The 16,273-nt window shown below is 64.1% G+C and carries 22 protein-coding genes; 19 read left to right on the plus strand and 3 right to left on the minus strand.

Annotation, left to right across the window (positions count from 1 at the left end; all coding sequences use genetic code 11):
* Positions 1 to 8: 8 nt before the first annotated feature.
* From O4H53_RS10910 to O4H53_RS10965, 12 genes are all read left to right on the plus strand, one after another.
* Positions 9 to 422, plus strand: a complete 414-nt coding sequence (locus O4H53_RS10910) for a glyoxalase superfamily protein (RefSeq protein WP_269363732.1) — start codon at positions 9 to 11, stop codon at positions 420 to 422.
* Between the two features lie 126 nt (positions 423 to 548).
* A complete protein-coding gene (locus O4H53_RS10915) occupies positions 549 to 710 on the plus strand; it encodes a hypothetical protein (protein ID WP_269363733.1) in 162 nt (53 codons plus the stop codon).
* A 5-nt stretch (positions 711 to 715) separates the two neighbouring features.
* Complete coding sequence (hemP, locus tag O4H53_RS10920) at positions 716 to 880, plus strand: hemin uptake protein HemP (RefSeq protein WP_269363901.1); 165 nt, start codon at positions 716 to 718, stop codon at positions 878 to 880.
* Positions 877 to 1,359: a hypothetical protein gene (locus O4H53_RS10925; protein WP_269363734.1), complete on the plus strand. Its 483-nt coding sequence runs from the start codon at positions 877 to 879 to the stop codon at positions 1,357 to 1,359. The genes hemP and O4H53_RS10925 overlap by 4 nt, the downstream gene beginning before the upstream one ends.
* Before the next feature lie 51 nt (positions 1,360 to 1,410).
* Entirely contained in the window at positions 1,411 to 1,671 is a 261-nt protein-coding gene (locus O4H53_RS10930) for a DUF1289 domain-containing protein (protein ID WP_269363736.1), read from the plus strand.
* 64 nt (positions 1,672 to 1,735) lie between these two features.
* Complete coding sequence (locus O4H53_RS10935) at positions 1,736 to 2,158, plus strand: hypothetical protein (protein WP_269363738.1); 423 nt, start codon at positions 1,736 to 1,738, stop codon at positions 2,156 to 2,158.
* 104 nt (positions 2,159 to 2,262) lie between these two features.
* Positions 2,263 to 2,733: a Dps family protein gene (locus O4H53_RS10940; protein ID WP_269363740.1), complete on the plus strand. Its 471-nt coding sequence runs from the start codon at positions 2,263 to 2,265 to the stop codon at positions 2,731 to 2,733.
* 191 nt (positions 2,734 to 2,924) lie between these two features.
* The gene (locus tag O4H53_RS10945; RefSeq protein WP_269363741.1) at positions 2,925 to 3,359 is read left to right on the plus strand and encodes a hypothetical protein; all 435 of its coding nucleotides are present in this window, start codon (positions 2,925 to 2,927) and stop codon (positions 3,357 to 3,359) included.
* On the plus strand, positions 3,356 to 4,006 hold the full coding sequence (locus O4H53_RS10950; protein ID WP_269363742.1) for a MotA/TolQ/ExbB proton channel family protein: 651 nt from the start codon (positions 3,356 to 3,358) through the stop codon (positions 4,004 to 4,006). Before O4H53_RS10945 ends, O4H53_RS10950 begins: the two co-directional genes overlap by 4 nt.
* Positions 3,999 to 4,379, plus strand: a complete 381-nt coding sequence (locus tag O4H53_RS10955) for an ExbD/TolR family protein (RefSeq protein ID WP_269363743.1) — start codon at positions 3,999 to 4,001, stop codon at positions 4,377 to 4,379. The genes O4H53_RS10950 and O4H53_RS10955 overlap by 8 nt, the downstream gene beginning before the upstream one ends.
* Positions 4,376 to 4,762, plus strand: a complete 387-nt coding sequence (locus O4H53_RS10960) for an ExbD/TolR family protein (RefSeq protein WP_269363744.1) — start codon at positions 4,376 to 4,378, stop codon at positions 4,760 to 4,762. Before O4H53_RS10955 ends, O4H53_RS10960 begins: the two co-directional genes overlap by 4 nt.
* A complete protein-coding gene (locus O4H53_RS10965) occupies positions 4,759 to 5,658 on the plus strand; it encodes an energy transducer TonB family protein (protein ID WP_269363746.1) in 900 nt (299 codons plus the stop codon). Before O4H53_RS10960 ends, O4H53_RS10965 begins: the two co-directional genes overlap by 4 nt.
* An 852-nt stretch (positions 5,659 to 6,510) precedes the next feature.
* Here O4H53_RS10965 and O4H53_RS10970 read toward each other — a convergent pair.
* On the minus strand, positions 6,511 to 6,693 hold the full coding sequence (locus tag O4H53_RS10970) for a hypothetical protein (RefSeq protein WP_269363748.1): 183 nt from the start codon (positions 6,691 to 6,693) through the stop codon (positions 6,511 to 6,513).
* A 70-nt stretch (positions 6,694 to 6,763) separates the two neighbouring features.
* On the opposite strand from O4H53_RS10970, the gene O4H53_RS10975 reads away from it, so the two are divergent.
* From O4H53_RS10975 to O4H53_RS10985, 3 genes are all read left to right on the plus strand, one after another.
* Positions 6,764 to 7,672: a LysR substrate-binding domain-containing protein gene (locus O4H53_RS10975; RefSeq protein ID WP_269363750.1), complete on the plus strand. Its 909-nt coding sequence runs from the start codon at positions 6,764 to 6,766 to the stop codon at positions 7,670 to 7,672.
* A 72-nt stretch (positions 7,673 to 7,744) separates the two neighbouring features.
* Positions 7,745 to 8,227 (plus strand): DUF2244 domain-containing protein, encoded by a 483-nt coding sequence (locus tag O4H53_RS10980; protein ID WP_269363752.1) that lies wholly within the window; start codon positions 7,745 to 7,747, stop codon positions 8,225 to 8,227.
* Positions 8,228 to 8,289: 62 nt separating this feature from the next.
* Positions 8,290 to 9,408 carry an NADase-type glycan-binding domain-containing protein gene (locus O4H53_RS10985; RefSeq protein WP_269363753.1) on the plus strand — a complete coding sequence of 373 codons (1,119 nt, stop codon included), beginning with the start codon at positions 8,290 to 8,292 and terminating at the stop codon, positions 9,406 to 9,408.
* A gap of 65 nt (positions 9,409 to 9,473) precedes the next feature.
* Here the strand turns inward: O4H53_RS10985 and O4H53_RS10990 are convergent, their stop codons facing one another.
* Positions 9,474 to 9,941, minus strand: coding sequence for a GatB/YqeY domain-containing protein (locus O4H53_RS10990; protein WP_269363755.1), 468 nt, complete (start codon positions 9,939 to 9,941; stop codon positions 9,474 to 9,476).
* Positions 9,942 to 10,140: 199 nt separating this feature from the next.
* Here O4H53_RS10990 and carA point away from each other — a divergent pair, with 199 nt between their 5' ends.
* Together carA and O4H53_RS11000 are read left to right on the plus strand one after the other, a co-directional pair.
* On the plus strand, positions 10,141 to 11,316 hold the full coding sequence (carA, locus tag O4H53_RS10995; protein WP_269363756.1) for a glutamine-hydrolyzing carbamoyl-phosphate synthase small subunit: 1,176 nt from the start codon (positions 10,141 to 10,143) through the stop codon (positions 11,314 to 11,316).
* A gap of 101 nt (positions 11,317 to 11,417) precedes the next feature.
* Positions 11,418 to 13,322: a glycosyltransferase family 2 protein gene (locus O4H53_RS11000; RefSeq protein ID WP_269363758.1), complete on the plus strand. Its 1,905-nt coding sequence runs from the start codon at positions 11,418 to 11,420 to the stop codon at positions 13,320 to 13,322.
* On the opposite strand, the gene O4H53_RS11005 is transcribed toward O4H53_RS11000, so the two are convergent.
* The gene (locus O4H53_RS11005; RefSeq protein WP_269363759.1) at positions 13,285 to 13,938 is read right to left on the minus strand and encodes a GntR family transcriptional regulator; all 654 of its coding nucleotides are present in this window, start codon (positions 13,936 to 13,938) and stop codon (positions 13,285 to 13,287) included. The two genes, O4H53_RS11000 and O4H53_RS11005, sit on opposite strands and share 38 nt — an antisense overlap.
* 90 nt (positions 13,939 to 14,028) lie before the next feature.
* Here O4H53_RS11005 and O4H53_RS11010 point away from each other — a divergent pair, with 90 nt between their 5' ends.
* Both O4H53_RS11010 and O4H53_RS11015 read left to right on the plus strand, forming a co-directional pair.
* Positions 14,029 to 14,676: a pyrimidine 5'-nucleotidase gene (locus O4H53_RS11010; protein WP_269363760.1), complete on the plus strand. Its 648-nt coding sequence runs from the start codon at positions 14,029 to 14,031 to the stop codon at positions 14,674 to 14,676.
* A 276-nt stretch (positions 14,677 to 14,952) separates the two neighbouring features.
* Positions 14,953 to 16,149, plus strand: a complete 1,197-nt coding sequence (locus tag O4H53_RS11015) for a UbiH/UbiF family hydroxylase (RefSeq protein WP_269363762.1) — start codon at positions 14,953 to 14,955, stop codon at positions 16,147 to 16,149.
* Positions 16,150 to 16,273: the final 124 nt, after the last annotated feature.

The following is a 16,273-nucleotide window of genomic DNA, read 5'->3' on the forward strand; positions in this document are numbered from 1 at the left end:
GTGCCTTCATGATCCCCCAGGTGACACGCAGCGCGCCGGTGTTTCGCAGTTTCGACGAAGCCAAGGCGCGCGCATTCTATCTCGACTGGCTCGGTTTCACCTGGGTGGGGGAGCATCGGTTTGACGCGGATGCGCCGCTTTACGCCTTTCTGCGGCTGGGTGAGTTCCACCTGCATCTGAGCGAACACCACGGCGATGCTACCCCGGGCTCCAGCGTGATGGTCCATGTGGACAACCTGCGCGCCTGGCATGCATCCCTGCCCCCCTATGCCAACATGCGTCCGGGGCTGGATCCGCTGCCCTGGGGCCTGCAGATGCGGGTCTGGGACCCCTTCGGAAACCGGCTGAATTTTCTTGACCAGAAAGACGGCAAGTCATTGCCCGATAAAGCTGCCGGTATCGCCAAGTCAATTCTTGACTGAATTTGTCAGATTACGATAACAAGGCATTAATACCCGACTCGAACAGTTGGTTTTTACACGAGCCCGCCCAAACCCGTCCCAGCCACCGCCCAGGCAGGCCGGATGTTCACGAAAAAGGAGACAGACGTGACCAAACCCGAGCATGATGCCACCCCCTCCCCGGTGGCGGCCCCGGCCAGCCCCGGCTGGCGCGATATCGTGATGTCAGGCGCTGACAAAACACAGATCGGCAACCTTGTGCAGGAGCAGCTGGCCGGCCTTCCGCATGCTGTCGGAGAAAGTCGATGATCCTGATGCCCGATCTTTCCGCCCCCCGCGCACAGGACAATCCCGAGGATACCGCCGTCTATGACGCGCGCGATCTGATCGTGAACGGCCAGAAAGCCAATATCGTACTGGACGGCCAGACCTATACCCTGCGCATCACCCGCGCGGGCAAGCTGATTTTGACAAAATGACCGAAGCGGTGGATAGCCCGGGCAGCGCTGTCGTCGGCCGGCTGACCAATGTCCCGCCCTGGGAGGCGGAGCTGATTCTGTCGATGCGCCTGTGGATGGACAGCCTTGAGGGGCAGGAAAAGGTCGGCACCGGCTTTGCCCGCTGTTTCGGCACCGCAGGCGGCCGTGCAGAGATCCGACAGTTCGAAAGACTGCTGACCGCGCTCTGCGCCTATGCGCGCCGTCCGCTGGTGCGGCACGGCCTTGGCTGCGACTGCATCGGCTCGGACGAGGCGGTGCTGCAAACCCTCGTGCGCGAGGCGGCACGCGGCGACCTGGCCGAAGCGGCGATGGTGGCCAGCCTGCTTGTGCCTGCCTCCCAGGCGGAACATGTGGCGCTGATGGCGGCTCAGGTCGGCCTGGCCATGCAATGCATCGCCCGCCAGTCACCACCGCCCCGCGGCACTGCCGAAACCGTCCGGAGCCGCACGCTTCACTGACCCGGACACCCAAGCCAGATCGGGCCAAAGCCCCCCTCAAGCGAGTAGACCATGACCAAAGTTCCCAGCCCCTGCATCGACGTCTGCAAATTCAAACGCGAAGGCCATTGCATCGGCTGTTCCATGACAAAGGCACAGAAGTCCGTCTTCAAGGGCCTGAAAAAGAACGCCGCCCGCGAGGCCTTCATCGAACTTCTGGTTGCGCAGCAATCGGTGATGGGGCGCTACAGCCACTGGGAAAAGGCCTATGAGACCCGCTGCCGCAAGAAAAAGATCAGCCTCTCCGTCTTGTCCGGCGGCAAGGCGGCGTGAAGGCGGCAGCAGGCATCAGGCAGGCCGCAGAGACCAGAGCAGACCGGAAAAGGACAAGGCAGAGATGACAGTAGCACAGCGCAAGGTATCGTTTGACGACAGCGAGGGCCCGGCCAGCGACCAGCCCGGCCTTTCGCTGCTGGAACACCTGCGCCATGCCGCCCGCAGGGGGCGCTGCAAGACCTATGTCGATCTCTTCGGTGCCTGTGCCGCCCTGTCCGGCAACCGGCAGGTGGCCGCGCAGGCCGCGTCAGAGGTGCTGATGCGCTGTCTTCATCAGGCACTGGGGCAACGCCCCGTGATCTACCGGAGCGGCGAGCGGGCAACTTCCTTTGACGAGGACTGGCTGATGGCCCTCGCCCGCAGCCTGAAATCGAACGACACAGCCAGCGCGACCTTCCTGCTGCATTCCCGCGTGCCCAGACACGCGCGGCGGAACCTTGCCTTCCTTTTGCAGACTGTCGTCGATGCGCAGGAACAAGTTTAGAATAATTCTAATTCGACTTGCCAAACCTCTGCCCCACCTGTAATTTGACGGTGCAAGCCAGCCGGATGCCAGCCAGCACCCCATTCATGATGCAGGAGGCCGCAATGACCCAGACAGCACAGACCCTTTCCACCGATGCAGCGACCCAGATCGTCGAGGCGCTGAACCAATGCGTGGCCGAGACCGCCGTGACCACGATGCTCGCACAGAATTTCCACTGGAACGTGACAGGCATGGCATTCGGCCCCCTGCACGCCCTGTTCCAGACCATCTATGAGGATCATTTCACCGCGCAGGACGATCTGGCCGAACGGGTCAAGGCGCTTGAGGGCCATGCCGAAGGCACCCTTGCCGGTATGCTGAAGCGGTCCAAAGTGGCCGAAGTCACCGGTGTGCCCGCAGCCGCGGACATGGTCCGCCTGATGAAAGAGGCCCAGGAAACGCTTGCTGAAACCCTTGCCGGGGCCGGTGAACTGGCCGCCGAACAGGGCGACACGCTGACCGAAGATCTGTGCATCGCACGGGGCCAGGCGCATGAGAAATTCGCCTGGATTCTGCGCGCCCATCTGGCCTGAACCCCAGCCTGTACTCTGATCTGAACTCTGGCCTGAAAACGGCGGCAGACCGCCGACAGGTACAGAGGCCTCAAAAGCAGACTAATTCAATCAGGTATTGAATCCTCCCTTGCCGGATGGTAGCACCGCGCCATCCAGCAAGGGCAAATGCCCCAGCCAGACTATCCATGAGGTAATCGGAGGCTGGAGCCATGCAGGCAATCCAACATATCCTTGCAGCCACGGTGCTGACACTTGTCCAACCGGTCGCAGCCTGTCTCGCCCAGGAGGCCCAGGGCAAGCACGTCATGATCGAGCTGAACGCGCTTGAGCCGGTCGAAGATGCCTGCCGGGTCACATTCCTGGTCCAGAACGGCCATGACACCGACATCGACAGCGCCGTTTATGAGGCCGTGCTTTTCGACACCTCCGGCCAGGTAGACCGGCTGACCCTTTTCGACTTTGGCACCCTGCCCGCCAGCCGTCCGAGGGCCCGGCAATTTGTCGTGCCGGGGCTGGCCTGCGCCGCGCTTGGCCGTTTGCTGATCAACGGGGCCGAAACCTGCACCGGTACGGACCTGCCCGATGATGCCTGCAACAAGGATCTGGAGCTGCGCAGCCGGGTTGAGACGGAGGTGCTGGGATGATCGCGGCGGTGCGGGAAGCCATCCAGCGCGTCACCGACCTGGGGGGGCCGGTCGTGCTTCTGCTGGGGGTGATTTCGGTCCTTGTTCTGAGTGTTGTCCTGTACAAGCTCTGGCAATTCACGGTCGAAGGTGTCGGCCGCCACAAGGCGCTGCAGGCCGCCATCGCCGCCTGGGATGCGGGCGACCGCAGCGCGGCGCGGGGCCATGTCGCGCAATCGCGCAGCTACCTTGTGCCCGTGATGACCATGGCCTTCGACGGTCAGGTCGATCGCGCCCGGCTCGAAGCGGAGGCAGAGGCGCGCTTTGCCCGGCTCGAAGGCGGTTTCCGCCTGATGGATTCGGTGGCCCAGCTGGCCCCGCTGCTGGGGCTGTTCGGCACGGTTCTGGGCATGATCTCTGCCTTTCAGGCCCTGCAGGAAGCGGGCGCGCAGGTCGATCCTTCGATCCTGGCAGGTGGCATCTGGGTCGCGCTGCTGACAACGGCGGTGGGGCTTGCCGTGGCGATGCCCACATCGGTGGTGCTGAGCTGGTTCGAGGCACGGATGGATGCCGACCGGGTGCTGGCGCAAAAGGCGCTGCAAACGATCCTGGCCCCGCAGGGTCACGGCAATGCGGGCGAGGCTGTCGGGGTTCCGGCCCATGCGTAGAACCCGCCAGCGGCGCGCCTTGTCGATGACCTCCCTGATCGACGTGATCTTTCTGCTGCTGCTGTTCTTCATGCTGACCTCCACCTTTACCCGCTTTGCGGAGGTCGAATTCGCCTCTGCCGGGTCGGGCGCTGCCACGCCCGCGCAGAAACCGGTTTTTGTCTCGCTCTCGGCAGATGATCTGCGCCTGAACGGCACTGCCCTGGCGCTTCCGGAGCTTTCCGGGGCGCTGGCCCCGCACCGCGCAGATGGCGCGCCCCTTGGCGTTCTGGTTGCGGCCCGCGCGGATGTGACGGCGCAACGGCTGACCGATCTTCTGGGCGCCCTGCGCGGCATCCCCGGGCTGAGCGTGACCGTGCTGGAGCCGTCATGAGACGGCGCAGTGGCAAATCCCGGCGCGAACCGACCATCGCGCTGATCAACATCGTTTTTCTGATGCTGATCTTCTTTCTGGTGGCCGGCACCATTGCGGCACCACTTGATGCAAATCTGGCGCTTGTGCGCACGGAAGGGATCGAGGGGACCGCGCCCGCCGATGTGCTGATCGTGCACAGTGACGGGCGCATGACGCACCGGGGCGCACCGGTGGCAAGTGCTGCGGCATTCTACGCCGAGCTGCCGCAGGGCGCGCGCGACAGGGTGCGGGTCATGCCGGACCGCGACCTGTCGGCGGCAACCCTGATCACCCTGGGCCGTGACCTGCGCAACGCCGGGGCAAAACAGGTCGCCATCGTCACCGAAAGGGGGCTGCAATGACCCGTGTTTCCGCCATCGCCAAAGGGGCCGCCCTGTCGTGCGCGGTGCTGGCCCATGGTGCGCTTGCGCTTGTCCTGGTCACGCCGGAACCTGTGCAGATCGAAGGGGCGCAGGGCGCCGCCGAGGTGCGCCTGGGCAGTGGCTTTCAGGACATGGCGGCAGGCACGCTTGCGCCGGAACAGGCAGATGCAGCACTGACGCCTGAACCGGCCGAGAGCACCCCGGCCAAAACCCCCGCAAAGGCCGAAGCGCAGCGCAGCCCCGAAGCCATGGCACCGGAGGCTGCCACCCCCTCCGCCATGGCAAGCAGCGATTTGCTTGCCCCCCGGCAACCCGATGTCGCGGCCCCGGCGGTCAGGAGCCTCAGCAGCACCTCGGTGCCCGACAGGCTTGCCAGCACGCCGCCCGAAACCGCCAGCGTCACGCAATCTGCGCGCCCCAGGCTCCGCAGCGCCGCCTTTGTGGCCAAACACAAGGCCCCGCCCCCGCCAAAGACCGAAGCCCGCAGCGCTGTGAAAAAGTCTCAACCCAAGGGCAACGCCCGGCAGAACACCCGTGCCGGTGAGGCCTCCGGCAAAGCCACCGCCAAGGCACGCGCCAGCGGCAACGGCGGGCAGAAACAGGCGGCAGGCAATGCGGCAGCCAGCAATTACCCCGGCGTGGTGATGCGCAGGCTGTCCCGCGCGGGCAAGCCGCGGGTCAATGCAAGGGGAACCGCCGTGATCGCCTTTTCCATCGCGGCCAGCGGCGGCATCGCATCGGTCTCGCTCGCCCGCAGTTCGGGCTCCGCGACACTTGATCAGGCCGCTGTCCGGCTGGTGCGTGGCGCAGGCCCCTTCCCCAAACCGCCACAGGGGGCCATGCGACGCTTCTCGATCGAGATCAAGGGGCGGTAGCGGTTGAAAGTTCGGTCCTTGGGTTTTGCTGTACTGGTGATCACGCAAACCGACAGCCATGATCCGGGGCTTTCAACATAGCCAGACAGCCAGGATCGACACGCCCAGTCGGCATAGTCATGCTGAGAGCGGACCTTCATCGACAAGTTGACGAATGGCGTCTGAGTGGACTTTGCTGCCATCAAACATGAGCACCCAGGCCCGGAACAAGCCGAAGGCGCCGGGCCATCGCCTGCCCGCCCGTCGCACCGAAGGTGCGCCGTTGATCGTCGGCATGCCTTTGGCATGACGGGTAGGCGATTTGGTGAGGCTAGTTGTTCCCTCGTTAGGATTCATCACGGTTGAGAAATAAAGTGGCATGAACCAAGGTCAGCATCGCCCACCCCGGGCAGGCGCTGGCCCGGCTGACGCCTCATGTAACTCCGGGCTCTTTCCGGACCTTCGCTGCGACACGTGTGACGGTCAGATCTGCGGACTTTGCTGCCATGTCCGACATTCGAAACAGGTCGCGCCCGAACCGAGGGGTGGGCGAGTAGCGCCCGCCCCGTGGGGGCGGTTCGGGCGCTGCCAAAGCTTTGCTTTGGCAATGGGTCTTTACTTTGAGAGCACAGGTTGGTCTCTCTCCCGCCCTTCGCTGCAATCTGCACGAAGATCCGGTTTCGGAAGCGAGGACAGCAATCCTGTCGATTGGCTTGCGCAGCAATGTCGGTTCATGCTGAACACCGGTGATGGTTTTGCTGTTGATCAGCATGCTGCCGTCAATCACTGACGCCAATGCCCGGAACAAGCCGCGCGTCACGTTGCTTCGGCCACAAACCGCCGCCCACCGCAAACCACCGATACGAAACAGCCCTATTCCGGCGCGATACATGATGGCTGGAACTGCAGGTCCGCACGCTCCCGCTCGGTCATGCGGGCAATGTCGGGATGCGACAGAGGGTCCCTGCCCCAGAGGGCGCGCGCATGGGCCTCGGCGCGGGTCTTGCGCCTGTCCCGGCTGAACCAGCCAAACAGATTTCCAAGTGCATGTGTCATGGCCAGATGATCCGCCAGGCCCCGGCAAAATGGAATCGACTTCGCCAGCGCTTATGTTTAGAAAAACTAAATGCGAAACCTGAACAACATCCCGCTTGCATCGCTCAGGGTGGTGGAGGCCGTCGCCCGCCACGGCACCCTTGCCCGCGCGGCGCTGGAACTGGGGGTCACCTCCGGCGCCTTGAGCCAGCGCCTGACCAAGGCAGAGACCGCCCTGGGCCAGATCCTGTTCATCCGCACCTCCACAGGCCTCAAGCCGAACAGAACATGCGCCGAGATCGCGCCGCGCCTGACCCGCGTCATGGCGGAACTCTCCTCGATCCTGTCCGATATTGACGCCACCCAGGGCACGACGCTGACGGTCTCGGTCGCGCCGATCTTTGCAAGCCGTTGGCTTATATGGAGAATTAACAAATTCAATCAGGCAAACCCCGGCATCGGCCTGCGGGTTTTCCCCACGGTGCAGGTGATTGACCTGGACCGGTCGGACGTGGACATCGGGATACGCGTGGGCAGCGACCCGGCCCTGGGCACCGGGGCCGCCAAACTGCTGGATCAGCGCGTCTTTCCGGTCTGCTCCGCCGGGATCGCCGATCAGATCAACACGCCCCGAGACCTGCTGAAATTCCCGGTGATCCGCGAGAACGATGACCTTTACGGATGGCGGAACTGGCTGTCCGATCATCACCTTGAAATGCCGCGATTTCCGCCCGGCCCGACCTATGCGGACGCCTCACTGTGTTTAGATGCGGCGATGACGGGACAGGGCGTGTTCATGGCCTGGGAAACCCTGGCAAGCGACGCGCTGGAGCGGGGGCAGATCATCTCTCCGTTCCGCCACAGGTCCCTGACCGGCGCGACCTACTGGCTGGCGACCAGCCAGTATTCCGCCCGCAAACCCGGTGTCCGGAAGTTCGCGAAATGGCTGGAAGCGGAGCTGAAATGTTCCCAGACCTTCTGGAACAGCCCCGCTGGCTGACGCGCCGTGAACCGCGCGGCCCGGGCGCAGGTGCCGCATTGCCTCTGCCCGCGATGCCGCTATTTTCCCGCCATGCCCTATGAATGGACCACGAAACCAGACGAGACCCCGCAGCGCATGCGCCTCTGGCCGCATCAGTCGCTGCCTGCAAGGGGGTTTGTCGCTTTCGTTCTGGTCACCTTCGCCCTGATCCTGATCCCGACGCTGCCGCTGCTCGGCACCGTGCTTTTGTGGGGGCTGCTGCCCTTCGTGCTGGCGGCGGTGGCGGGCCTCTATTTCGCCCTGCAAAGCAACCATCACGCGCGCCGGATCGAAGAGATCCTGACGCTGGACGCCGATACCGCCCGGCTGACCCACCGCACCGCCAAGGGCGAGCTGAAGGAATGGGATTGCAATCGCTATTGGACCCGGGTGACGAAATACGAAATGGATGGCCCGGTGCCCCATTACGTCACCCTCTCCGGCCAGGGCCGCGAGGTCGAGATCGGCCGTTTCCTGAGCGAGGAGGAGCGCATCGCGCTTTATGACGACCTCAGCCGGTCGCTGCGCGGCTGAGCGCGACTTGTGCAATCAACGCCCCTTATAATAGGCTGATCCCAATTCTGTCGGAGATTGCCATGCGCCCGTTCCCGTCCGCCGCCCTTCTGGCCTTGTTGCTGTCCGCGCCGGCCGTCGCAGAGGAACAGGTCGCCTGTACCATACTCGGCTGTGAAAAGGTCGAAATCGAAGTGCCGGACCTCACCGCAGCCGACAGCTTCACGGTTCAGGAAGTCTGGAGCGTGGTCAACGACATTCTAAGTGTCTCCGGGCTTGCTCCCAATTTTCAGGTGGTCGAAACTCAGGAAGTGGGCAACGCGGCGGCGGTCATCATCGACGAACAACGCTATCTCGCCTTCAACCCGATCTGGATGCGCACCTATCGCGACAAACCCGAAAGCCAATGGCAGCTCTATGCGGTGATGGCGCATGAGGTCGGTCACCACCTTCAGGGCCATACCATCGCCGCTGGCGGATCGCGCCCGCCCACCGAACTGGAGGCTGATGAGTACGCAGGCTTCGTGCTGGCGGCCCTGGGGGCGTCACTGGATCAGGCGCAGGTCTTGTGGAAATCCTTGGACGCCGAGGGCTCGGCCACACATCCGCCCCGCCACCAGCGCTTGGAGGCCGTTCAGCGCGGCTGGGAGCGGCGCAACGGCACGTCCACGCCTGCCCGCCCGATGGTGCAGGCCCCGGCCGTTGAGGGCGAAACCTGCCAGAGGTTCGCGCTTGCAATCGGCCCCGCGCGGGTCTGCGCATCGACCACCCTTGTGAACCAACATCATTGCGCACGATATCAGACGTACAAACCGCGTGCCGACCGGTTCGAAATGGGCCACCTCTTCGACGGTGATATCGCAACCGCTTGGTCCGCAGAGCACAGGGATTCGGGCCGCAAGACAAGCATCAGTTTCAGTTTCGAACGCCCGACCACCCTGCGTGTGATCGACATCGTGACCGGAGATCCGAGTGTGGAGGGCCTGTACGGCCGAGACAACGGCACCGCACGCGTGCGCACACTTGGCATCCGCACGTCAGCCAGCAACCCCCGCAAGCTGGACCTCAAGGACAACGGAGCGGTGCAGAGCTTTGAGCTTGGCGAAATCAAGAATGTCGAGTGGGTCGAGCTGGTAATGGGCGATACCTACCGGAGCGATCACTGCAAGAATGCCGCATTAAGCGAGATCACCCTGCGCTGATCGTTCCGGTCCAGTCGTCTTGCCGCAACGCGTGCCCCTGCGCAGTCGTTTTCGCGACAGAGACTTCAGCCCTCCCCGCTCAACTTTTCCTTCACCATCGGGCCAACTTTGCCAAAATCCATCTGGCCGGTGTATTTGCCCTTGAGCACGCCGATCACCTTGCCCATGTCACGAATTGAACTGGCGTTCTGATCGGCAATGGCCGCTTCCACCGCTGCGGCGACCTCGGCCTCGGTCAGCTGGCGGGGCAGGAATTCCTCGATCACCTCGATTTCGGCGTTCTCACGCTCTGCAAGGTCGAGCCGGCCGCCCTCCTCATAGGCGCGGGCCGATTCCTGTCGTTGCTTGGCCATCTTGCCAAGGATCGCCAGCACCTCATCGTCGGCCACGCCGTCATCGTTGCCGGTGGCGCGCACCGCGATGTCCTTGTCCTTGATCGCGGCATTGATCAGCCGCAGGGTGGACAGCCGGTCGGCGGCCTTGTCTCTCATCGCCTGTTTCAGCGATTCCGAAATGCGCGTGCGCAGTGTCATGCGGTCCCCTATTTGGTCCAGACAATATCAAAGAGCCTACCATACCCATAGTGGGCGGGGCAGGCAATGGGGCGCGCGCAATGCCAACCTGTTGATCTTTAAGGAAATCTGTTTTCGCCCGCAGCCTTGACCCCGCCCCCGGCGGGCAGTAGGTTGCCAGCCGTTTACCCTGCCACACCCCGTTCTGGAGGCTGCCCCGATGCCCGCGCCCACCCACCCTCGCCCGACCGCCTGCCTTGCTCTTGCGGATGGGTCGCTTTTTTACGGCATGGGCTTTGGTGCCACCGGCCAGACCACGGCGGAACTGTGCTTCAATACCGCGATGACCGGCTATCAGGAAATCATGACCGACCCCTCCTATGCGGGCCAGATCGTGACCTTTACCTTCCCGCATGTGGGCAATGTCGGCACCAACCCCGAAGACGACGAAACCGGCGATCCGGTGGCAGAGGGCATGGTGGTCAAATGGATGCCCACCGACCCCAGCAACTGGCGCAATGTGCAGCCGCTGTCGGACTGGCTGGCGGCGCGGGGCCGCATTGCCATCGGCGGCGTGGACACCCGGCGCCTGACCCGTGCGATCCGGCATCTGGGCGCGCCGCATGTGGCGCTGGCCCATGACCCCGAGGGCAATTTCGACATCGAGGCGCTGGTGGCCGCCGCCCGGTCCTTTGCTGGGCTGGAAGGTATGGACCTGGCCAAGGACGTGACCTGTGCGCAATCCTATCGCTGGGATGAAATGCGCTGGGCCTGGCCCGATGGCTATCCGAAACAGGAAAGCCCGAGGCACAGGGTCGTCGCGGTGGATTACGGTGCCAAGCGCAACATCCTGCGCTGCCTGGCCTCTGCCGGCTGCGAAGTGACGGTCCTGCCCGCCACGGCCACCTTTGACGACATCATGGCGCATCAGCCGGACGGGGTGTTCCTGTCCAACGGACCGGGCGACCCGGCGGCAACCGGCGTCTATGCCGTGCCGATGATCCGCGACGTGCTGGACAAGACCGACCTGCCCGTCTTTGGCATCTGCCTTGGCCACCAGATGCTGGCGCTCGCCCTGGGTGGCAAGACCGTCAAGATGAGCCACGGCCACCATGGGGCCAACCACCCCGTCAAGGACTACGATACCGGCAAGGTGGAAATCACCTCGATGAACCACGGTTTCGCGGTCGATGGGCAATCCCTGCCAGATGGGGTGGTGGAAACCCATGTCTCCCTGTTTGACGGATCCAACTGCGGCATCCGGCTGGAGAACCGCCCGGTCTGGTCCGTGCAGCACCACCCCGAAGCCTCGCCCGGCCCGCAGGACAGCTACTACCTGTTCGAGCGTTTTGCCGCCGCCATGGCGGAACGCGCCCCGGAACCGGCGCAGGCCTGAGCTGCCCCGCGCCGTTAACCCCTTGTTAATCTTCTGTTAGTGCAGCCTTAACCGGTTCATTCATACCCTGTCCGAAGTAGAAACATTCGGGCCGGTAACGCATGAGTAACCTTCGCCTGCATTGGCCCGAAGCAACGGTTGCGCAACCCGCGTTGCCCCACAAGCCGCTTGGTCGGCATCTGATCGACGCAGGCGTGATCGGAACCCGCGATCTGCTGCATGCGCTGGATTTGCAACGGCGCCTTGATGCGCCACTGGGCGAAATCCTGATTTGCCAGGGACTTGCCACACAAGATGAGGTTCTGGACGCCCTCTGCGCCCAATGCCGCGCGCATCGGGTCGATCTGGCGATCGACCCCCCTGACCCGACACTGACCGAGGCCCTGCCGGCCGCGCTCTGCCTGCGTTTTCGCGTGGTGCCCTGGATGCGCGTGGGGGGCATTCTGCTGGTCGCGACCAGCAATCCGGCCGATTTTGACAGGCTTCGGGCCTGCATGATGCCCGAAGGCTTCGCGCTTTTGCCGGTAATCTCGGACGCGCGCCAGATCCGGCACAACATCGGCCTGCTTTATGGCCCTGAACTGGCGCTGCGCGCGGCGCAGCGCGTGCCCGAGGTCGAAAGCTGCCGCAGCTGGCACGGGGAAGGCAATGCACGTCGTTACCTGGCCCTGGCCATCTGCGCGGCCACCGGTGCCGCGCTGGTTCTGGCACCGCTCTGGACCCTGACGGTGGCGCTGCTTTGGGCCTTTGTGACGCTGATGCTCAGCACCGGGCTGAAGATTGCTGCCTTTGCCGCGCAGCTGTCTCATTTTTTGGCCGACCGGCCGCCAGACCGCCCTGCCGCCTGCACCCCCTTCAGGCTGCCGCGGGTGTCAATCCTGGTGCCCCTGCTGAAGGAGACCGAAATCGCGGGTGCCCTGATCGCCCGCCTGTCCCGGCTGACCTATCCCAAGTCGCTGCTGAACGTGATTCTGGTCCTGGAAGAGGAAGACCAGCTGACCCGACAGACCATCGCCCGCACAAAGCTGCCCGGTTGGATCACGGTGATCGAAGTGCCGACGGGAAACGGGCTGACCACCAAGCCCCGCGCGCTGAACTACGCGCTGGATTTCTGCGAGGGGAGTATCATCGGCGTCTGGGATGCCGAGGATGCGCCGGAGCCCGACCAGATCGAAAAGGTGGTGACCCGGTTTCAGTCCGCGCCGGAAAACGTGGCCTGCCTGCAGGGTATCCTGGATTATTACAACAGCAAGACGAACTGGATTTCCCGTTGCTTTACAATCGAATACGCGACGTGGTGGCGGATGATCCTGCCCGGGGTCGCGCGGCTTGGCATGGTGATCCCGCTGGGCGGCACAACCCTGTTCTTTCGCCGCGACATCCTGGAAAAGCTGAACGGCTGGGACGCCCATAACGTGACCGAAGACGCCGATCTCGGCGTGCGGCTGGCGCGCCATGGCTATGTTACCGAACTGCTGCCGACCGTCACCTATGAGGAGGCGAATTGCCGTGCCTGGCCCTGGGTGCGGCAACGCTCGCGCTGGCTCAAGGGGTTCCTGATCACCTGGATCGTCCATATGCGGCACCCCCGGCAATTGCTGCGCGAGCTGGGCTGGAAACGCTTCTGGGGCGTGCAGACCCTGCTGCTGGCCACCTTTTCGCAGTTTGCCTGCGCGCCGCTGCTCTGGTCCTTCTGGATCACGCTCTTCGGCGTGACACATCCCGTGTCACAGACCCTGGGTGCCCCGGCCATGTGGCTGCTGGCGGGTTTCTTTGCACTGGCCGAAATCGTGAATCTCTGCATCGCGATGGTGGCGGTGTCAGGCCCCCGCCACCGGCACCTGACGGGCTGGGTGCTCAGCACGCCGCTCTATTTTCCGATGGGGGCGCTGGCCGCCTACAAGGCATTGCATGAATTCGTGGTCAGCCCGTTTTTCTGGGACAAGACGGCGCATGGCGCCACGCCTGTCACCCATCCGTCTCCAGCCGCGCGGCCTCCTGCTTGAGCCTGGTGACAAAGGCGAGGGAGATATGCGAGCGCAACGCCTCTTCCGCCCCCGCCTCATCGCGCGCCTCGATGCGGGCGACAATCCGGTCGTGTTCGGCCTGGGCAATCTCTCCGCGCCCCTCGGCAGCAAGCGAGGTCGTCGCCATCAGCGCCATGGAGCGGTAGACGAGGTCCAGCTGCTGCACCAGATAGCGGTTGTGCGAGGCCAGATGGATCTGCTTGTGAAACCGCCGGTTCGACCGGGCAAGCGCCGTGGGGTCGCCCACCAGCGCATCATCGGCGCTGACCATCTCGCGCAGCACCCGGATTTCCTCCGGCGTGGCATGGCGCGCGGCCAGACGGGCGGCCAGCCCCTCCAGCTCTCCGCGCACCACGTAAAGCTCGGCGGTCTGGTTGTGATCCAGCGAGGCGACAATCAGGCTGCGCCCGTCGCGCGACAGCAAGGACTGGGTTTCAAGCCGTTGCAATGCCTCCCTGACCGGCGTGCGTGACACGCCGAACCGCTCCGCCAGTTCACTTTCGACCAGCCGGTCGCCGGGGCGGTAAATGCCAGTGTCGATGGCATCCAGGATCATGGAATAGGCATCGGTCGATCCGGGTTTTGGCGGCGGCATGGCGAATTTCCTCTTTGACGCGCCACCTTAGCGCCCTGCCGCAGCAGCGCAAGGCTTGCAGGGCCGCGATCCAGCGCCTAACACAAGCACATGACGCGCGATGCCTTTTCCCATGTGGACACCTGGGTCTTTGACCTCGACCACACGCTGTACCCGCCCTCTGCCGGGCTTTTCGCATTGATCGAGGTGCGGATGACCGCCTGGGTGATGCGCAGCCTGAATGTGGCACAACCCGAGGCCGACCGGCTGCGCCTGCACTACTGGCAGACCCATGGCACCACCCTGGCCGGCCTGATGCGCGAACATGACGTGGACCCGGCCCCCTATCTGGAAGATGTCCATGACATTTCCATGGACAGCCTGACCCCCGACCCGGAACTGGCCGCACAGATCCGCGCCCTGCCGGGGCGGCGCATTGTCTATACCAACGGCTGCGCCCCCTATGCCGAACGGGTGCTGGCCGCGCGCGGGTTAAGCGGGCTGTTCGATGCGGTCTATGGCGTTGAACACGCGGGCTTTCTGCCCAAACCCGACCGCGCCGCATTCGACCGGGTGTTCGCGCTGGACGGTCTGGCGCCGGACCGCGCCGCCATGTTCGAGGATGATGACCGCAACCTGATCGCGCCCCATGCAATGGGGATGAAAACCGTCCACGTCGCCCCGGCGCGACGCGATGCCGCGCATATTCACTACCATACCGACGATCTGACCGCTTTCCTTGGCCTGCTGAAAGGCTAGGGCCTGTGGACGTTCATCTTCGACCACCCGCGCGAGACGGATTTTGCCGCTGGCGCCGTGATGTGAGCGCAGCAATGTGATCATTGGAAGCGAACATCCGGGAGGGCAGAGGCAAAATCCGCCGCGCCCCGAAGGGGTTTCGCCAAAATTGCCCATTTCTGCGCAAAGAGAGCTTGAAATAGCTGGTTATTCCTGCGCTCTCTTGCCTGGAACTGAGCAATTTTGGACTGAAACGGGTGGTCGACGATGAACGTCCACAGGCCCTGGATATCCTTTATGGAATTTGACTGCGACATTCTGATTTCCGGCGGCGGGATCGCGGGCCTTACCGCGGCTGCGGCCTTTGGCACCGCCGGGTTCGACGTGATCTGCGTTGACCCGGCCCCGCCGGTGACAGCCCGTGACGCCAAAGGCGCCGACATGCGCAGCACGGCGATGCTGCAACCGGCCCGAAAGGTGCTGGAGGATGCAGGCGTCTGGGACGCGCTCGCCCCGCATGCTGCGCCCTTGCAGATCATGCGCATTGTCGATGCCGGCGGAGCGCAGGCAGAGCCGCGCGTGACCCGCGAATTTGACGCCGCCGACATCTCCGACGCGCCCTTCGGGTGGAATTTCCCCAACTGGCTGCTGCGCCGTGAACTGGTGGCGCGACTGGCGGCACTGCCATCCGTCGATTTCAGGCCCGGTACTGGCACCACATCCCTGTTCACCCGCATGGCCGAGGCCCGCGTGGGTCTGACCGACGGCAGCCGCGTGACCGCGCGGCTTGTCATCGCCGCCGACGGCCGCACAAGCCCGATGCGCGAGGCCGCCGGAATCGCCGTCACCACCCGGCGCTACGGGCAAAAGGCGCTGGCCTTTGCCGCGACACATCCGATCCCGCATGAGAATGTCTCGACCGAGATTCACCGCACTGGCGGCCCCTTCACGCTGGTGCCGCTGCCCGATCATGAGGGCCTGCCCTGCTCTGCCATTGTCTGGATGGATGACGGACCGGCACAGCTTGCCCGATCAGAGATGCCGGTCGCGGCATTTGAACGGGAAATGTCGGAGCGCTCCTGCCATCTCTTCGGCCCGCTCACCCTGGTCACGCCGCGCAACCTCTGGCCGATCATCAGCCAGCATGCCGCAAGCCTGACCGGCGAACGGCTGGCCCTGATCGCGGAGGCCGCACATGTGCTGCCGCCCATCGGGGCGCAGGGACTGAACATGTCGCTGAAAGACATCGCAACCCTGCTGGAACTGGCGCAGGCCCGCCCCGATGCCCTGGGCGACGCCGCGATGCTGGAGGCCTATCATCAGGCCCGTTTCAGCGACATTCAATTGCGGGTACGGGGCATCGACCTGCTGAACCGCGCCAGCCAGGCCAGCACACCGCTGGCCCGGGATGCCCGCGCCGCCGGGCTCAATGCGCTTTACGGGCTGGCCCCGGTGCGCAGGATGCTGATGCAGATGGGTTTGGGTGTCCGGTAGGAACCGCCTGAACCCGTCGTCGGCGGCCCTGTCAGGATCGAATACTGGAGCATAAAGAAGCACTTGTCCGCGCTTCCTTATGTCAGAATCCCTCCATTCCAACCGCCAGTATCACGGCCCCGGC

Source organism: Sulfitobacter sp. G21635-S1, assembly GCF_027213915.1.
Taxonomy (GTDB): domain Bacteria; phylum Pseudomonadota; class Alphaproteobacteria; order Rhodobacterales; family Rhodobacteraceae; genus Sulfitobacter.